Origin of the sequence: Salinibacter grassmerensis, assembly GCF_947077765.1 — a bacterium.
GTDB lineage: Bacteria > Bacteroidota > Rhodothermia > Rhodothermales > Salinibacteraceae > Salinibacter > Salinibacter grassmerensis.
The window spans coordinates 191072-208147 of sequence record NZ_CAMTTF010000001.1 but is presented as its reverse complement, the minus strand read 5'-3'; the positions used below and the strand labels follow the sequence as shown (position 1 = coordinate 208147).

Below are 17076 nucleotides of genomic sequence, written 5' to 3'. Positions count from 1 at the left end.
CTTTTTCGACGTATTTTTACTATTTACATTTTACCTATACACAAAAGACTAGTAGCAGAAAAGAAAGACCAAAAAATGAATGCCGGCATGGAGCGTTCAGTCATTCGCCTCGCAGGTTACTGCCAGGATGATTACGATGTCTCAGTGAAGAGAGAGTACAAAACTGTTCTCTTTTAACCAGTGCGTATGCTCTACCGTAGCAAGGTCCTCTCGGATTTTTTGAGTGGTTAGCTCATCTACATGCCAGCCCTTCGCGTTGAACCACCGAATCCAGTGCTCATGGGGGCGACAGTTAATGTGCCCGTGACCGTGCTGCCCCGGTGGAGCCGCCGTAAAGTAGATGTGCTGATCAGATAGGTCACAGAGTTTACTGACGAGAGCTTTGCTCCTTGCAGGCTCAATGTGCTCAGCCACCTCCACGCAGCACACGAGGTCATAGCTTCCCGCTACTTCCTGAAAATCCCCAATTGTCACGTGTGGCTTCAAGGAGTCAGGGAGGAACTCAGTCACATCTTCGGACACCTCAATTCCGCGAACATCAAATCCTTTCTTGTGAAGTGGCATCATTAACAGTCCTTGTGCACACCCCACGTCGAAAAAATTTTCAAAATTAATGTTTGACGATAGGCTTTCGGCTAATATTCTGTAATCATCTTTATATTTTTGCCTCCCCTTAAGCGCATCTTTGTCAAATTTTTCGGGATCGGGATTTAGGTAGTTTAAGTACCTTTTTATTATACTTTTATTTTTGTCACTCAATAACTTCACTTTATTTCGTACCTATGACTAGAGTATGATAGTATTACACCTCCACTGTCCGTTCGGAGTAGTAATCCTTGGCCCAGCTGGCAAATTTGTTCAGACCTTCCTCGATTGATGTGTTCGGCGTGTAGTCCAAGAGGGCCTTTGCCTTCGAGATATCCGCGTAGGTACGCTTTACATCCCCCGGCGGCATGGACTGCTGCTCAATCGTCGGTTCAATGCCGAACGCATCGCCAATGCCGTGAATGAGGTCCAGCAGCTCCGTTGTTTCCGAACCGCCTAGGTTGATGATTTCGTACTCGGGCTGGTCAAGGGCACTGGCACGGTGGAAGCTTTCAACGATGCCCCCGACGATGTCGTCGACGTAGGTGTAGTCCCGGCTTGACGTGCCGTCTCCGTACATCGTAATCGGCTGGCTGGTCAGTAGCTGCCGTGCAAACTTGTGAATGGCCAAGTCCGGGCGCTGCCGTGGACCATAGACGGTGAAAAACCGCAAGCAATACACCGTCATGTCATAGAGGTGGTGATAGGTATGTGCCAGTAGCTCCCCGGACCGCTTCGAGGCCGCGTACGGTGAAATTGGATGGTGGACGGCATCTTCCTCCGCGAACGGGACCTTCTCGTTGTTGCCGTACACCGACGACGATGACCCAAGGATAAACGTGCCCACCTCCATCTGCCGCGCAAACTCTAGCATCGACTGGGTCCCGGTGATGTTGGCGTGTGCACACCCGACTGGATTGTCAATCGAGGCCCGCACGCCGGCCTTTGCTGCCAGATGCACGATCGCGTCGAGGGATCGGCCCTCCAGAACACTGCCCAGAAACGCGGTATTGTTAATGTCTTGCTCGTAGAAGTGGAAGTTCGGCCGGCCAGTCAGGTCGGCGATGCCTTCCTCCTTGATCTCGCGGTCGTAGTACGGATCGAAGTTGTCGACAGCATGCACGACGTGATCATCATTAAGCAGGTGCCGGCAGAGGTGTCCTCCAATGAAGCCTGCTCCACCGGTAACGAGAACGTGCATTGCGAAAGTGAAATGCTTTACACGGCAATGGACGAGACGCGCCTCTTCCTATAAGCTCTGCATCTCCACCATTTCCCGGAAGGCCCCCTCCTCCCGGTGGCGCAGCTCGTGGTAAGAGCCGGACTCAATGACCCGCCCGTCGTCGAGGACGTACACTCGATCGGCATTTTTGACAGTCGAGAGGCGGTGGGCGATGATTACCACGGTCACCTCGCCCTTCAGCGCGTCGATGCTGTTCTGGATGTGCTGCTCGGAGGCGGTGTCCAGGTCGCTCGTCGCCTCGTCCAGGAGCAGTAGGTTTGGCTGCTTAAAGAGCTCCCGGGCCACGAATAAGCGCTGCTGCTGGCCCCCGGAGAGGCGCACCCCACGGTCCCCCACCTGCGTCTGGTATCCATTCGGTAGGTCTTCGATAAAGTGATGGGCATGGGCCCGCTCAGCCGCGTGCATCACCCGCTCGCGCAAGGCCGGGTCCTCACCGATATCGCCCTGCCAGAGGCTGATGTTGTTGGCCACTGTGTCGTCGAACACGACCGTCTCCTGCGAGACATAGCCGATCTGGTCGCGCCACGAAGCGAGGTCTACCTCATCGTGCGGCACCCCGTCGATCCGGATCTCACCGGTGCGCGGCTTCAGCATCAGCGTCATCATGTCCACGAGCGTCGACTTGCCCGCCCCAGACTCGCCGACGAGGGCGATCGTCTCGTTGGCCGGTACCGAGATGTTGACGTCGTGCAGCACGTTCCCGTCCTCCGCCTTGTACGCGAGGCAGACATCGTCGAACTCGATGCCGCGCCGGAGCGCGCCGACCTCTTGCGCCCCGCTCGTCTCCTGGTGGGCGTGGACCGCCTCGAACTCGTCGGTTACCATCTCCACGGCCCCAATCTTGTCCATCATACCCTGCCAGTTCCCTTGAATACCCATCATCGACTGCATACCCCGATGAAAGAGGAACAGGGCCACGAAGATGGGTGCGATTTCGCCGCCGAACGCCATGACCTGCAGGGCAATGAGCCCTACGATGAGGAGCACCGACACCGGCTCCTTGATGGCACTCGTGAACGAACTCGCAATCCGCTGCCGAAAGATGTACCCCGTGAGCCGGGTTACACTATCCACGACACCAGACCGGAGGTGGGCCGTCTGGTTCGTCCCGACGATGTACTTCAGAGACTGCAGAGACTGGACGAGCAGCTTGTTGAGGGTGCTCATCTCCGCGGACTTCTTCCGCGATAGCCGCCGCACGTAGGCGTTCAAATACTTGAACAGGAACAGCAGTCCGACGCCGACCCCAAAGGCCATGAGGGCAAACCGCCATGCGATGGCGAATGCGTAGATGAAGTAGCTGAGCGTCGTGACGACCTTCGAGAAGACGCTCGCAAAGCTCGTGAACGACGAGAAGAACTGGTTGACCTGGCCGTTAATGACGTTGATAAAGTGGCCGGCGTTCTGCCGGATGTAGTACCGGTACGTCATCCGGCTGTAGGCGTCGAACAGTTTTGTCTTCAGCTCACGCAGGAGCTGCGCCTGCAGGTAGCCGACGTACCCGCCCTTCACGAACTGGACGCCTCCCTTCACGATAAAGACGACCGCGATGAACGCCAGGATGCCTGGCAGGGACTCGGCGATGCCCAGTTTCGCCAACAGGTCGTAGAGAATCTCTTCGGCCCATCCCATATTCGCCGCCTCCTCCCCGGACTGCGACACCCGCAGCAGCGGCAGCAGCAGCGTAATGCCGAAGCCCTGCGTCAGGGCCACGACCACCGTGAGGACGAACACCAGATAGATCCGCCGCCCGATGTACCGACGGTAGATTCTCAGGTAGCGTAACAGGTCGCTAACAGTATCCATGCATTGTCCGTCTTTGTACGTATGGAAACCTTTAAGGGATTAGGTCGACCGAACTTCGTTCTCTTTCGCCTCGGCGTCCGCCGCAGGGGCCATTTCCCGGAAGCACCGGTCTACGACCTCGTGCCAGCGCTCGCGGAAGCGCTCGACGGAGAAGTGGTCGAGCCCCTCCGGCACGCCACATGGGGCGCGCAGGGCCTTCAGGACTCCCGCTTTCACAGAGTCCAGATCGTCGGGGTCCACCACGACACCCAACCGTCCATCTCGGACGGCCTCTCGGCTCGCGTCGGCACTGCTGGCCACCACTGGCACCCCGCAGGCCATTGCCTCCAGGTAGACAATACCGAAGCCCTCCGTGCGCCCCGGCATCGCGAAGGCGTCGGCCAACCGGTAGTGGTCGGCCTTTTCTTCTTCGGGGACGTACCCGGCAAAAATGGTGCGACCCGCCACCCCGAGGCGTTTTGCCTTCGCTTCCAGCCGGGACCGGTCCGCTCCGTCGCCACAAATCAGGTACGTCAGGTCCGGCACCTCTTCGGTGAGGGCCGGTAGGACCTCGAGCATTTCATCGTGCCCTTTCCGCTTCTCCTGCACCGGCAGACGGCCGAGGGTCAGGACCACCGTTCGGTCGTGCAACCCGTACCGGTCTTTCAGGGGTGCGGGTGGTTCGCCCGGCCCAAATCGTGATCGGTCAATACAGTTGGGCACCACGTGCCCTTTGCTCGGCTCCACACCCGACCATCGGACCACGCGCCGCTTCGTGTAGTCACTCACCGACACGAACGCGTCGACCGCGGGCACGAGTTGGTTTGCTAGCCCCTTGTCGGACGGCTCGCGGGCCTCGATGCCGTGCACGATGAGCAGGAGTGGCACGCCCGCCCGTCGCGCAGCGAGCCACGCGATCGGAAGCAGGTGAATGTGCCCGCAAATGACCCCGTCGTACTGCCCCACCCACACATGGCGCGCTATCGCCCGCAGGTACGCGCCCTTTCCTGCCGCCGCCTCGGTCCGATAGTCGAGCGTTCGGGGCCTCTCTTCGGGAGCGTCCGGCATCACCCGGGGCAGGGCCGTCACCCGGTCGACGCCCGTGTGGCCGCAAAGGGCTCGGAGCAGATCTCGGTTGAACTGGGCAATTCCGCCCCGTCCCCCGAAGGCATCCGTAAGCGGTACGAGGAGTCTCACGATCTAGACGCTACGTGGCGGTTGTACCTTCGTGGGATTACCGTGCCTGCGCGCGGAGCACCTCCGTCCATGACCGACAGCACACTGCCCGCTCGAACGTTTCCAAGAAGGCCTCCCGCCCGTTCTCGCCGAGCCGCCGCCGCTCGTCGTCGTCGTTGTAGAGCCGGATCACGGTGTCGTGGAGCGTCTGCTCGGGGTCGGCCTCTCGGGAGGGGTCAACCACTTGCCCCGCCTCGTGTCCCCGAATTGTCTCCCCAGACTCCGACGCCGCCGGCCCCACCATGAGGGCGGGCCGGCCGGCCGCCATGATGCCGTAGAGCTTGCCCGGCACGGCGATGCCCGCCATCTCCTCACGGAGCGTCATCAGGTGGACGTCGGCCATCGGAAGCGAGTACTGGAGGTCCTCCCGGGGAAAGTAGGGCAGGTAGCGGAAATTGGAGAGGTCGTTCGCGCCCGCAAACGCCTCGATGCGCGCCTTCTGCGGCCCCTCCCCAACGAACACGAACTCGATGTCCGGGTGGCCGTCGAGCCGCTTCATCACCGCCAGCACCTCGTCGAACCGGTGGGCCCGCCCAGCATTCCCGGAATACATGACGACGAACGTGTCGTCGAGATCGAGATCGTCTCGAAGCGGGTTTGCGTCATGCTCGATGGGCGCAATTTCCTCTTTCTTGTTCCAGACCGGGATCGTGTGGAGCCGGTCGGCCGGCACTCCCTTTCGGCGGATCCGCTGCTTCATGTGCGCTCCGAGGTCTACAATAAAGTCTGCGTTCCGGTAGCCCGCATCGTTGAGGGCATGAAGAAAGCGGGCCGCCATGCGATCGCTATCCAGCATGCCCGTCGCCACCTCTGCGTCCGGGTGCAGGTCCATCGACCAGATGCCGTACGCCTGTCCGCGTACCCATTTCGCGATGGTTCCGACGAGGGGCAGGAGGGGCGGCGTCGTGAGCGTGACGATGTACTCGTAGGCGGGCCCTGCTAGGACGCGGGCCAGCGTGCTGGAGTAGAAGCTGGCGTAGTCGGTAATGCGGCCCAGGAACGTGTCTCGCCCGAAGGCGGTCGCCCGCACCCGGTGGATGTGGACACCATTATGTACCTCTTCGGCCGGCACGTCCATCGAGCCGGACAGGTAGTGCCCCCGGCTGCAGAGCACATGCACGTCGAATCCCTCGCTTGCCAGGTGCTCGGCCAGGTCCGTCAGGTGCTGCGCGGTCGACGCAAAGTCCGGCCAGTAGTGCTGGTTGATGAAGAGGAGGGACGGAGCGTCGTCCGTTTCGGATTGACCCATGCCACGTGCGTTTGCCATCGTTGCGTCGGGGGCCCGACCTGAACCGAACCGTCAGTGCGCCACGGCGAACCGGCTGGTCGTCTCCTCCTCGGCGTGATGCCGCATCTGCTCCTCGATCCACTCGGCGGTGACCTCCATTCCGTCCCGCAGCTTCGTCGGCGGTGCCCACCCGAGTTCCTTTTGGATCTTGGTGTTGTCCGAGTTTCTGCCGTCTACCCCCTGCGGCTTGGTCAGGTCGTACTTTCGGTCTAAGTCCACCTCGACCGCCTTCTCGATCACGTCGACGAGCCCGTTGATCGTGACCAGTTCGTCGGAGCCGAGGTTGACCGGATCGGTAATCTCCGAATGCATGATCCGCTGGGTCCCCTTCACGCAGTCGTCGATGTACATAAACGAGCGGGTCTGCGTCCCATCGCCCCAGATCACAATCTCCTCGTTGCCGCTGAGCTTGGCCTCGACGGCCTTCCGCGTCAGCGCCGCCGGGGCCTTCTCCCGCCCGCCGTCGTATGTCCCAAACGGGCCGTAAACGTTGTGGTAGCGGGCCACCCGCGTGGTCACACCGAAGTCCTCCCGGAAGTGGCGGCACATCCGCTCGCTGAAGAGCTTCTCCCACCCATAACCGTCCTCCGCCAGGGCCGGGTACGCGTCTTCTTCGGACAAGGGCTCCACGTCGGAGCTATCTTGAAGCTCTTGGTTGTAGACGCAGGCCGAGGAGGAGTAGAAGTATCTCTCTACGTCCATGTCCCGGGCGGCCATGAGCAGGTGCGTGTTGATCCGCACGCTGAGCATGCAGAGGGCCTTGTTGTTTTCGATAAAGCCCATCCCGCCCATGTCTGCCGCCAAGTTGTAGACCTGATCGGCGCCTTCGAGCGCCCGGTAGCAGTTTTCCTTCTCCCGCAGGTCCAGGGACCGGTTGTCCGCCTGTGGAAACTTCTGAAACCACTGATTCGGCGGCTTGATGTCGACGGCGCGGACCTTCTCAAACCTCTGCCGCAGCAGGTCCGCCACGAGGTGACCGCCGATAAACCCGCCCGCCCCGCAGACGACGACGGTTTTATCCGTGTCGACCTCCCCCTTGTAGATCGGGGCAGTCGCGATGCGCTCAGCTGGATCGGGGCCGATGAGATCAGTTCGGGGGCCGGCCGTGCCGTTGGAGGCATGCGCTCCGTGTGCGTGTGTGCTCATGGCAGTTGAAGGATGTTGTACGTTGAGGAGCGTAGTGGCGAGAGGAAGGCGGATGGGTTACGCGAAAATGCGCCTCTTGACTCGCTGAAAGGCGTGACGGGGGTTACTCAGAAGGGTCTGAAGGTGCTGGCCGCTCGTAGTGAGGGCCGCCCCCGCGGCCAGAATCGCGGCGTAGGATGTGCCCGGAAGCGAGGAGGGTGCTCCGCCGTTCAACTCCGGGTACATTTCGTCGACCAGTCGGTCGGCGACCAGGGCCCGAACGGCCCCTGCTTCGGTGGCGGTCAACATCTCGTCGTAGTACCCCACCCGTGAGGCGTTGATGCCCTTCTCACCACTAGACTGATTGTACGGCGACTCCGAGCGGTTGACGTGCGGGATTCGAAGCATCTCCTCGTGGAACGGAAGATCGCAGAACGAGCAGATGGCCTTCAACTCTTCCTTGGGGGCGCGCACGAAGTCTTCGTACCGGACCACCGTTAGGTTTTTCGGATGCGCTTGGGACAGAAGGCGCGCACGGCGGACCCCCTTGTTCCAGCCGTAGGTCATCCGGGCGACGGCCCGCCACCCGCCGCGTCGCTTCATGGAGGCAGCCAGGTCAAACGGATTACGGGCCAGAAAGAGAAGCCGCGCCTCCGGGAAGCACCCTATGATGTCGTCCGCGTAAAAGACGTAGGACGTGGCCTTCTGCACCCATCGCGTGGCCTCGTTTTGCTCGGCGACCCAGTCCATGCAGCGCGCATACATCTCTTCGGGTGCCAGCGCCCCGTCGTCACCAGCCGCCTGCATGTGCCGTCTCACTTGAGCGTAGGTCTCTCTGGAGACCTCGACCCCGCTTCCTTCGGCCCGCTCGAGGATGGCCGCCGCCCGACGGGGCCCCGGCTCATGAACCAGATGGTCCCGGTGCTCGAAGAAGGTGCCCTCTCCGGTCGCGCTGTACACGTCGGGGCTTCGCCCCAAGCAGCGGGCCAGCATCGTGTTGCCGCTGTGCTGGCGCCCGATGATGAAGATTGGTCCTGCCATCGGAGGCCTTAGGCGTGCGGATTGGGGGCGCTTCTGAGGGAATTAGGGTTCTCTTCAGTTTCGCGGACAGCTCAAACGTGGGGCGCAGACACAGCTTCGCCACGTCAGTCACACGGCTCAGCGAAAATCTCGCCGAAGCCTCTGTGACTCGGTGGTCCCGTCAATCCGATAGTGGCGAAAACCCTTCGCCCTTTCGACAACCGCCAGCGAGTCCTCCCCCTAGAGAACTGTCTCCAAACGTCGTTTCCAGGAACCATCTCTGAGGGGGTCACCGAAGCCAGTACGGTTGAGACCCTAATTTCGTTGATTGGATATCGTCCCCAATTTTTTCCGGACTCGGTATGTGCACGTGCTCTTCTCCCTCAACGTCCCTTTTTCCTCTAGCCCATCACGTCCTACGGCACACTATTCTCTCAATCTTGGGGGCCCGCAGGACCATACAGGGCAGGGACATTACCGTGGTCGTGATGTTCAAGGCTTCACCGGTCGTTCTTCGGAGATCCGAGTCCGTTTCCTGTTGCATGCATGAATTTACAAGGCAAGCGCTTGTCACCTTACGTTGATGTCGAAAACCGTGAGCAAGGTGAGCGTGAGAGAAAGCGCAGTCGTCGCAATCCGCAGGCCGTCGCGCCAACCTATTTTCTGGCTAGTCTCGATGCGGATCACGTCTCCATCCTGCAATGAGGGATATTGGGAACGCTCGGCAAAGTCGTCCAGGTCTTGGTCGAGGATTTTCTTCCGCTGCCCGTCTTCAAGACGGAAGTGGCGCACCGTCACCCTTGTGCGTCGTCCTCCTCCTCCCCCTCCTCCGGAAAGGGCTACGAGTTGACCCATATTTATATTTTCCCCCACTTCGTAGATGCCGGACTGTCCGCCGAGCACGAGCACCTCGATCGTATTCTGACCGGGGCGCGCGAACGTGTAGTAGGCCGTCCCGCCCGCCTGTATTCCGCCCCCCGTTCCCTGCTGCTGGCCCCATGCCGGCCCAGCGATTAGCATCAGGCACAGAGCAAGTCCTGTAGTGTAGCGGAGGTGCGGAGATCTCATCAGAACGGAGGGGGGTCAGGATTCAATCAACGAGGGGACATGAGGGACTCCGGAGAAAGGAGGGCCCGGAGACCCGCCGCCGTTATGCCGACGCGTCTTCCGGTAGCGATCGGTACTGGTCGTAGGGGCCGTACGGGCCGTAGTGTCGGTAGCGGTACTTGTAGCCGTACGCCATCGAAAGGTCAAAGCCGTTGAACACCACACCGGCCACGTCCGCCCCCACTTCTCCAAGCACCTCAAGGGTATCGTTCAACTCGTCCTCGGTCGTCGTGCCCGCCCGGGCCACACAGAGGGTGGTGTCACACAGGTCCGAGAGCATCGCCCCATCCGCCGTCGCCAGCACGGGCGAGGAGTCCACGATAATATGGTCGAAGTACTGCTCGGCCTCCCCCAGAAACTCACGGAAGCGGGCCGACCCGAGCACCTTCCCGGGGTTCTCGACCTCCGTCCCCGCCGGGAGCACACACAGATTGTCGGCCAGCGGCCGCTTCATTGCGTGCTCTTCAAGATCATTCTGGAGCGTCTCGGTGAGCCCAGGCGCCCGCGACACGTCAAAGATTTCGTGGAGGCGCGGGCGGCGCAGGTCCCCGTCCACCAGAAGCGTCGCGTGGCCCGCCTGCGCGACGATGGCCGCCAGGTTCGCCGCCGTCAGGGACTTGCCGTCCCCGCTGCCCGGGCTGGTGACGAGAACGGTCCCGCTCTCCCCATCGGGTCGGCCGAGCTGGAGGTTCGTCCAGACCTTGCGGTACGCCTCCGTGGCCGCGGAGTACGGCTTCAGCGCCGCAATCAGGCCTGTTTCCAGTTGGTGCCCGTCCTTATCGACCGTCGCCTGCCCCCCCATTTGGTCTTCGATTAGCGGCGTCAGGTTCGGGATCACCCCGATGCCGTGGTAGCCAAGGTCGCGAATCTGGTCGGGCTTGTAGAGGCGGTTGTCCATCTGGTCTCGGAGCAGGGCCAGCCCGCCGCCCCCGAGCAGGCCAAGAAGGAGTCCGTAGATCAGATTGCGCCGCGGCCGCGGCCGCACCGGGACGCCCGGCATCCCCGCCTCGGAGATCTGCGTGGCGTACCCCAGCTCGGACTTCTCCTGCACCCGGACCTGCTGGAGCTGCTTAGTCACGAATCCGTACATCTGCTCCGCGTACTTCTGGTCGCGTCGGAGCTGCGCCAGGGTCATGGACTTTCCGGGAATGGCGTCCAGCTCCTGCTCGTACTCCGAGAGCCGCTCGGAAAGCACGTCGATGCGGGCCTCCAGGCCCGTAATCTGGATCTTCTTCTCCGCGATCCGCCGCTTGAGCTCGTCAACGCGCTGCGCCCCCTGCTCGGGGCTCAGTCCGCCCCCCATGACCTCGTCGACATACTGGTCGGAGAGCCGCGAGATGCGGGCGCGCAATTTCTGAATGCGCCGGTCAATCTGAGAAATCTGTGCGCTGTCCGCCGCGGAGGGCGTGCCGGACTGCAGCTCGAGCTGCTGCTTCGAGAGCTCAAGGTTCGCGATTTCCGACTGGAGCGACGCAATTTCCTGGTCGACGGTCGACGCCAGCCGGTCGGACAACTGGCCGGGATCGATGGACTGTAGCTCCTCCTGGAGGGACTCCAAGGAGGACTGCTCCATTCGCAGCTCGATGCGAGCCTGCTCCAGGGAGGACTCCGTATTGGCAATCCGGCTTGTGAGGGACCCCTGCCGCTGATCGAGGCTCACGGCGTCCTCGCTCCGCTGAAACCGCTGGATGCGCTGCTCGATCGTCTCGAGCTCCTGTTCGAGCTCCTGGGACCGCTGCTCCAAGAACGTGCGGGAGGCCTTCACCCGCTCCCGGCTCGACTCCTGCGTCAGATCGATGTACGCCTCTGTGAACAGGTTGGCGAGGCGCCGCGCAACCGCCGGGGTTTCGTCCTGCGCGATGATTTGAATGGCGTTTGTCTCTGCCCCGGCCCGGCCGAACCGGACCCGCCCGGCAAGGGCCGGGGCAATGTCGGACGGCGACCACTGTGTGGTGTCGGCCCGCGACGGCTCGTCTGCAGGCGCCCCACCGCCGCTTTCGCTGGCCCCCTGGCCGGCCCACGCCCACGCCCGATCCACGAGCATGCCAAATGGCGAGGACTCCCGTGACGCTAGGACGCGCCGCGCCTCGCCCTCCTCCAGAAGCCGCTTGGCCACCCGCTCCCGCAGGGCCTGCGAGTTGCGAAGAAACATCAACTCGTTGCGGAGCGAGGAGCTGCTCGGCAGCAAGCCACTTCCCTGCGCCCGGGCCTGCGCCCCGATGCCGGACTCGGTGCTGGACTGTTGGCCCTTCTCCACGAGCACGAGGCTGCTTGTCCGGTAAACAGGGACCTGCGTGTATGTATACAGCGCGGCTCCCGCCACCGTGGCGAGACACACCAGCGTGATGAGCCACTTGCGGCGCCGCAGCAGATCAAGCAGTTCCTCGATTTGCCCCTTAATGCCTTTCCCTCCAGACGCCCCCGACGCGCCACGGGTGCCTCCCTCCCACGAGCGGACGATGTCCCCTTGGCCGTTCTGGTCTGGATCGCGCCGCTGAAGGTGAGCCATCTACGAGGGTACGGGAGTTCGTTTTCGAGAGACGAGCGTCTGCGCATTGCCTTTCGATGCCCGGCCGCAGCGCAGAAGGAAGTGGGGCAGTCCCCAGCCTTCTTTTCTGACCTTTTTATCAGCCAACAATTTCTAACCGTAAGGCGAACCGCACCCCACAGTGTGCGCACGCCCTTCCGTTCGTTCGTCATCAAACGGCCTACCGGGCTTAATCTTTTGGAGCATCGTTTTCCTAACGCGACACTCCGAACGTTTCAATCATGAGAAATGAATTCGGAACCAAAGACGTTTGGTTCGGGGTGTGTACTTTCAGGAAGCCATACTCTCGTACGCGCCATGCACTGGTCAGTTCAGGCAGAGGGGGGCCTTCAGCGACTTCGAAGGGCCCGTTGCTCCTTCGGAACGGGCGTGGCTGCGGGCCGGGAGCATCCCCTTGTTCGGGGAGCCCCCATCCACCACAGAGTGGGATTTGGCTGCGCCGCTGTCTAGCGCAGGAACGAAGTGGGGCGCTCCGTCAATGGTTCCGGGCCGAACGACTTGGCCACCGTCTCCGCTGGAGGAGACTCGCCCGCCGCTGTTCAGAACGGCTCGTCCGCCGAGCAGGAATGCGGCGCCGACGACGTAAATGGAGCCGGCAAGCCCGAGGACGATGGTTTGACCGACGGTGAACATGGCGGATGACTCGAGGCAGACGATAGGGATGCTGGAGGTGTGCCCCTTGAAGGCAACAAGAACCGTTCCGTGGGGGCGATATCCCCTTGGACGCTCCCCTGCGGGGCTGCAGCAGTCCGGGTCCCGGCGCTCCGCGTTACATTTCGAAGCGGCGCGGGTCATCCTGCCCCTGGCCCACATGACAAACGACGCTTTCCCCGGAGACATGGTGGCTGCCGGCGCCCTGCAGCACCACAGGGTCGGTCGGCTCCTCAGGAGGCATCCACCGTCGGTTTGAGGACTCGGCGCTCTGGATAACTGCCACCTCCTTCAAGGTATCGAGCGCTTGGCGGGCTTACTGCATATACAGTTGCTCCCGTCTCCGATACTCACGGAGCCGGCCTACCGATTGCATCAGATCGTGGTTGAGCGACAGGGCAGGAAGGCCCTTCTCTTCAAATGACCTCAAGTGCGAAGGGAAAATTGAGCTGGAAAGGCGCCTTGCTGGCTTCATTGTCACCACTATTGTCACTATGTAGCGGCAAAAATTGTCACTACCCCGTGTAGCTTCTTTGAGGCGGGCGTTGAACGACATAAGATGTTTCCTGAATCCCCGCAATTTATCCGCCAGAGCCAGATTTCAGCCCCAGATTACAACAACCGATAAAGCCACGTCGTCGATTCCCTGGCACAATTCGGAGACGGAAAACAAGGGCAGGTGCGATACTTTTGTCTGTTTCTGCCCCTGGCTTCTGTTCTACGAAGGTTCCCTGTGGAGCGAATCGGGGAGGCTGAAAGCGCCTCACCTACGGCTGATCGGCGCCGACGCTACAAGAAACCCTCTGAGTGACACCTCGGTTTCGGAGCCAGTCCGCAACCAAAAAGAACCGTTCTCACGAGCCGCTTGTCATGGCTGCAATCACACTGAAAGGGATACCCGACAAGCTGAAAGAACGGCTGGAGGCCATTGCCAAACGGGAGCGCAGGAGTCTCAATCAGCAGGCGATTCTTCTTCTTGAGCGTGCTGTCGCCGAAGAGCCCATCGGGTTCGAGCAGGCCTACAGCCGCTTCCGTAAAAGCCACGGCGACTCTCCGCTGGAAGACGGGGACTTGGAAGAACTTCGCGGAGAGGAAGAGGGGCGTCCCGTCAATCTGTAGAGAGCCGACCTAAGGAGCCGACCTGTGGAGAGTCCAGTACAGGCAGCGCCCGTTGGCCAGGCCCGATGCTGCGTCTTGCCGTTTTCTCGTCGGACAGGAGCCACACGCGTGATCCTATATCTCATGTCTTGTGATTCGTTATCTTCTCGATACCAACATTGTCAGTGAGCCGACAAAGCCAGAGCCGGCTGAACCGGTGATGAGCCGGCTGCAGGAAAAAAGCGGAGAAACGGGAATCCCGTCCATCGTCTGGCACGAGCTCATCTACGGAGCGAGTCGAATGGACGGGGGGCGAAGGCGGACCTACCTTCTTGATTACCTGAACGAGGTGGTCCGGCCCTCGATGCCAACGTTTCCCTACGACACAGCTGCAGCCCAGTGGCACGGAAAGGCCCGTGCGGCTCTGGAGCGAGAAGGCCTCTCTACTCCGTTTGCAGACGGTCAGATTGCGGCAATTGCCGGGACACAGGATCTCATTGTGGTTACCGACTTCGAGCCGTTTGAGACAATAGAGGGCGGCATCCATGTGGAGAACTGGTTCAAGAAATAAAACGTTGCCGTTCGGTGGCAGTAGCGCATTCCCGCCTCAATCTCGCGATTCTCGGCAGACTGGAACTGGCCTAGGCCCAGTTTGGAAGCGTGCTTGTTCCCCCAGCCGTCGTGGAGTTTCATCTTGCGGACGGACGCTCTGGCTCAGCTGCGCTACAACGGGCCATCGAAAAGGGGTGAATCATCAAAAAAGGGCCCTCCGACGGCCCGCTTGCCTGCACCCTCCGGCAAGACCTAGATCGGGGGGAACCTGAAGCAATTGCACTCGCGGTGGAGAAGGTAGCTGGTCTCATTTTGCTCGACGAGCGGGAAGGGCGGCGCCGAGCCCGCAACGTCGGACTGAAGATGACCGGCGTACTGGGAAGTCTTGCCCAAGCCAACCGCCAAGGAGACCTCGACTCGCTTTCCAATGCTTTGGAGCCAACGCTTCGGACCGTCTCGAGGACGAGGCTGGGTTCTAGATCAGCCCTGCGCTTCGGGAGCAGATTCTTGGCAGGACCGAATAGACGCCGAAGTCCCGGCTCGGCGCCTTGGGCGCTTGTGAGCCGATCTACTTCGCTGGCCTCTCAGTGCGCATGGAGTCCCGCAGGGCCAGTCACGGGGTTGGTGCTGCAGGCAGTATTGGTGCTGCACCGTGGTTGATTGTGTCGGGGCGCCTCCGTCTTTTGGGCACCCCTACGCCGTCGCATCATCCCTGCGCGACTGATGACTGCCTCTTCCTCCTCCGGCACAGACGCTCCCCCCGAGGATACTCCCTCCGAGGATGCTCCCCCTGAGGTGGGGGTCGACGTCGGCGGCACGTTCACCGATTTCGTCGTGGCGACCGAGGCGGGCCTGGCGGTGCGCAAGGTCCCGACCACCGACCCTCAGCACGAGGCCGTGGGCGTAGGGCTCAGCCGGCTCGACGTGCCCCCCACGGCGCCCATCGCCCACGGGACCACGACGGCGACAAATGCGCTTTTGGAGCGGCGGGGCGCAAAGGCGGCGCTGGTGACCACGGAGGGCTTCGCCGACGTGCTCGCCATCGGGCGGCAGGACCGGCCCGACCTCTACGACCTGACACCGACGCGCCCGCCTCCCCTCGTGCCGGCCGCCCGTCGCTACGGAGTGCCAGGGCGCATCGGTGCCGACGGGGAGGTTCTCACCCCGCTCGACGAGGCGGCCGTGCGCCGCGTCGCCCAGACCCTCGCCGAGCAGGACGTGGGGAGCGTCGCCCTCGCGTTTCTCTTCTCCTACCGGAACCCCGAGCACGAGAAGCGGGCCGCCGGGATCCTCTGGGACGTGCTCCCCGACGGCGTGCCGATCACGCGAAGCAGCGCCCTCCTGCCCGAGCATCGGGAGTACGAGCGCACGGCCACGACGGTCGCAAACGCGTACGTCCGCCCCGTGGTGGAAAGCTACCTGACGCGGCTCGGCGAGGAGCTTGGGGGACGGCCGATCCGCGTGATGCAGTCGAGCGGGGGCACCATCGGGCTGGGGCCGGCCGGGGAGGAGGCGGCCCGCCTGGCCCTGAGCGGCCCGGCCGGCGGGGTGGTCGGCGCCCTCGGGGTGGCCCGGCGCGCCCTGGACGAGACGCCCCACATTATGACCCTCGACATGGGCGGGACAAGCGCCGACGTGGCCCTCTGCGACGGCACGGTGCCCCGCGCCACGGAGCACACCATCGCCGGCCTGCCGCTGCGCCTGCCCGCCACCGACATTCACACCGTCGGGGCGGGCGGCGGAAGCATCGCCCACGTCGACGCCGGTGGCAGCCTGCGGGTGGGCCCGGAGAGCGCGGGGGCCGAGCCGGGGCCCGTCTGCTACGGCCGCGGGGGAACCCGCCCAACGGTCACCGACGCGCACCTCACGCTCGGCCGCCTCGATCCCAGCCGCGTGCTCGGCGGCACGGATGCCCTCGACATGGCCCCGGACGCGGCCCGAGACGCGGTGGGGCGCCTCGGCGAAACGCTGGACCGGCCCCCGGAAGAGACCGCGCTCGGCGTCCTGCGGGTCGCCAACGCGACGATGGAGCGAGCCCTCCGGCGCGTGTCCGTGGAGCGGGGGCACGACCCTCGCGACTACACGCTCGTCCCGTTCGGCGGGGCCGGTCCCCTCCACGCGGCGGCCCTGGCAGAGACGCTCGGCATGACCCGCGTGCTGGTGCCCCCCGCACCCGGCGCGCTCAGTGCGCTCGGCCTGCTTATGGCCGACATCACGCATGATGCCTCCCGGGCCCTCCTGACCCGCGTCGAGGCGCTTCGGGGCGACCTCGCCCCGCTCCAGCGCGCCGCCAGCGCTCTTGCTGCGGAGGTGCGGTCTGTCTTGGACGATCGCGGCACCCCCGAGGTCGCCTTCGAGCTCGACCTGCGCTACGTGGGCCAGAGCTACGAGGTGACCGTGCCCGTCGCGTCCCCGATCACGGCGTCGGCCCTCGCAGGCGCCACCGAGGCCTTTCACAACCGGCATCGCCAGCGCTACGGCCACGCCGACCCGGAGGCCCCCGTCGAGGCCGTCGCCCTCCGGGCCCGCGGGACGGTGACGGTCTCGCCCCCGCCCCTTCCCCACGAGCCCGAGACGGACGCGCCCCTGGAGGACGCCGCAATGGGCACCCGCCCGGTCTGGTTTGAACAGGACGGACCGACGGAGACAACCGCCTACAACCGCAAGGCCCTGCACCACGGGCACGCGCTCGATGGACCCGCCGTGCTACACCAGTACGACACCACGATTGTCGTGCCGCCCGGCTGGCGGGCCCGCGTCGGCGCCTACCAGAACGTCTGGATCGAGCGGTAGCCTACCACATGCGGTAGCCTACCACATCCAGTCGGGGCACCGGCC

General features: G+C 62.9%; 13 protein-coding genes. 4 read left to right on the top strand and 9 right to left on the bottom strand.

Annotation, left to right across the window (positions count from 1 at the left end):
• Positions 1-141 precede the first annotated feature (141 nt).
• From OJB03_RS00805 to OJB03_RS00765, 9 genes are all read right to left on the bottom strand, one after another.
• The gene (locus OJB03_RS00805; protein WP_263784431.1) at positions 142-759 is read right to left on the bottom strand and encodes a class I SAM-dependent methyltransferase; all 618 of its coding nucleotides are present in this window, start codon (positions 757-759) and stop codon (positions 142-144) included.
• 43 nt (positions 760-802) lie between these two features.
• Positions 803-1786, bottom strand: a complete 984-nt coding sequence (locus OJB03_RS00800; RefSeq protein ID WP_263784430.1) for a GDP-mannose 4,6-dehydratase — start codon at positions 1784-1786, stop codon at positions 803-805.
• Positions 1787-1834: 48 nt separating this feature from the next.
• On the bottom strand, positions 1835-3634 hold the full coding sequence (locus tag OJB03_RS00795; RefSeq protein WP_263784429.1) for an ABC transporter ATP-binding protein: 1800 nt from the start codon (positions 3632-3634) through the stop codon (positions 1835-1837).
• 39 nt (positions 3635-3673) lie between these two features.
• Positions 3674-4810 carry a glycosyltransferase family 4 protein gene (locus tag OJB03_RS00790; protein ID WP_263784428.1) on the bottom strand — a complete coding sequence of 379 codons (1137 nt, stop codon included), beginning with the start codon at positions 4808-4810 and terminating at the stop codon, positions 3674-3676.
• 37 nt (positions 4811-4847) lie between these two features.
• Complete coding sequence (locus OJB03_RS00785; RefSeq protein WP_263784427.1) at positions 4848-6098, bottom strand: glycosyltransferase family 4 protein; 1251 nt, start codon at positions 6096-6098, stop codon at positions 4848-4850.
• A gap of 51 nt (positions 6099-6149) precedes the next feature.
• On the bottom strand, positions 6150-7283 hold the full coding sequence (locus tag OJB03_RS00780) for an NAD-dependent epimerase/dehydratase family protein (protein ID WP_263784426.1): 1134 nt from the start codon (positions 7281-7283) through the stop codon (positions 6150-6152).
• A gap of 57 nt (positions 7284-7340) precedes the next feature.
• Positions 7341-8303 carry a sulfotransferase family protein gene (locus tag OJB03_RS00775; protein ID WP_263784425.1) on the bottom strand — a complete coding sequence of 321 codons (963 nt, stop codon included), beginning with the start codon at positions 8301-8303 and terminating at the stop codon, positions 7341-7343.
• A 549-nt stretch (positions 8304-8852) separates the two neighbouring features.
• Positions 8853-9350: a hypothetical protein gene (locus OJB03_RS00770; RefSeq protein WP_263784424.1), complete on the bottom strand. Its 498-nt coding sequence runs from the start codon at positions 9348-9350 to the stop codon at positions 8853-8855.
• 82 nt (positions 9351-9432) lie between these two features.
• Positions 9433-11898 carry a GumC family protein gene (locus OJB03_RS00765; protein WP_263784423.1) on the bottom strand — a complete coding sequence of 822 codons (2466 nt, stop codon included), beginning with the start codon at positions 11896-11898 and terminating at the stop codon, positions 9433-9435.
• A gap of 1560 nt (positions 11899-13458) precedes the next feature.
• On the opposite strand from OJB03_RS00765, the gene OJB03_RS00760 reads away from it, so the two are divergent.
• The 4 genes from OJB03_RS00760 (at position 13459) to OJB03_RS00750 (ending at position 17031) form a co-directional block, all read left to right on the top strand.
• On the top strand, positions 13459-13707 hold the full coding sequence (locus tag OJB03_RS00760; protein WP_263784422.1) for a FitA-like ribbon-helix-helix domain-containing protein: 249 nt from the start codon (positions 13459-13461) through the stop codon (positions 13705-13707).
• Between the two features lie 130 nt (positions 13708-13837).
• Positions 13838-14257 carry a type II toxin-antitoxin system VapC family toxin gene (locus tag OJB03_RS00755; protein WP_263784421.1) on the top strand — a complete coding sequence of 140 codons (420 nt, stop codon included), beginning with the start codon at positions 13838-13840 and terminating at the stop codon, positions 14255-14257.
• Positions 14258-14436: 179 nt separating this feature from the next.
• Positions 14437-14898 carry a PIN domain-containing protein gene (locus tag OJB03_RS15810; RefSeq protein WP_480919085.1) on the top strand — a complete coding sequence of 154 codons (462 nt, stop codon included), beginning with the start codon at positions 14437-14439 and terminating at the stop codon, positions 14896-14898.
• A gap of 63 nt (positions 14899-14961) precedes the next feature.
• Positions 14962-17031, top strand: a complete 2070-nt coding sequence (locus OJB03_RS00750) for a hydantoinase/oxoprolinase family protein (RefSeq protein ID WP_263784420.1) — start codon at positions 14962-14964, stop codon at positions 17029-17031.
• The last annotated feature ends 45 nt before the right edge of the window (positions 17032-17076 follow it).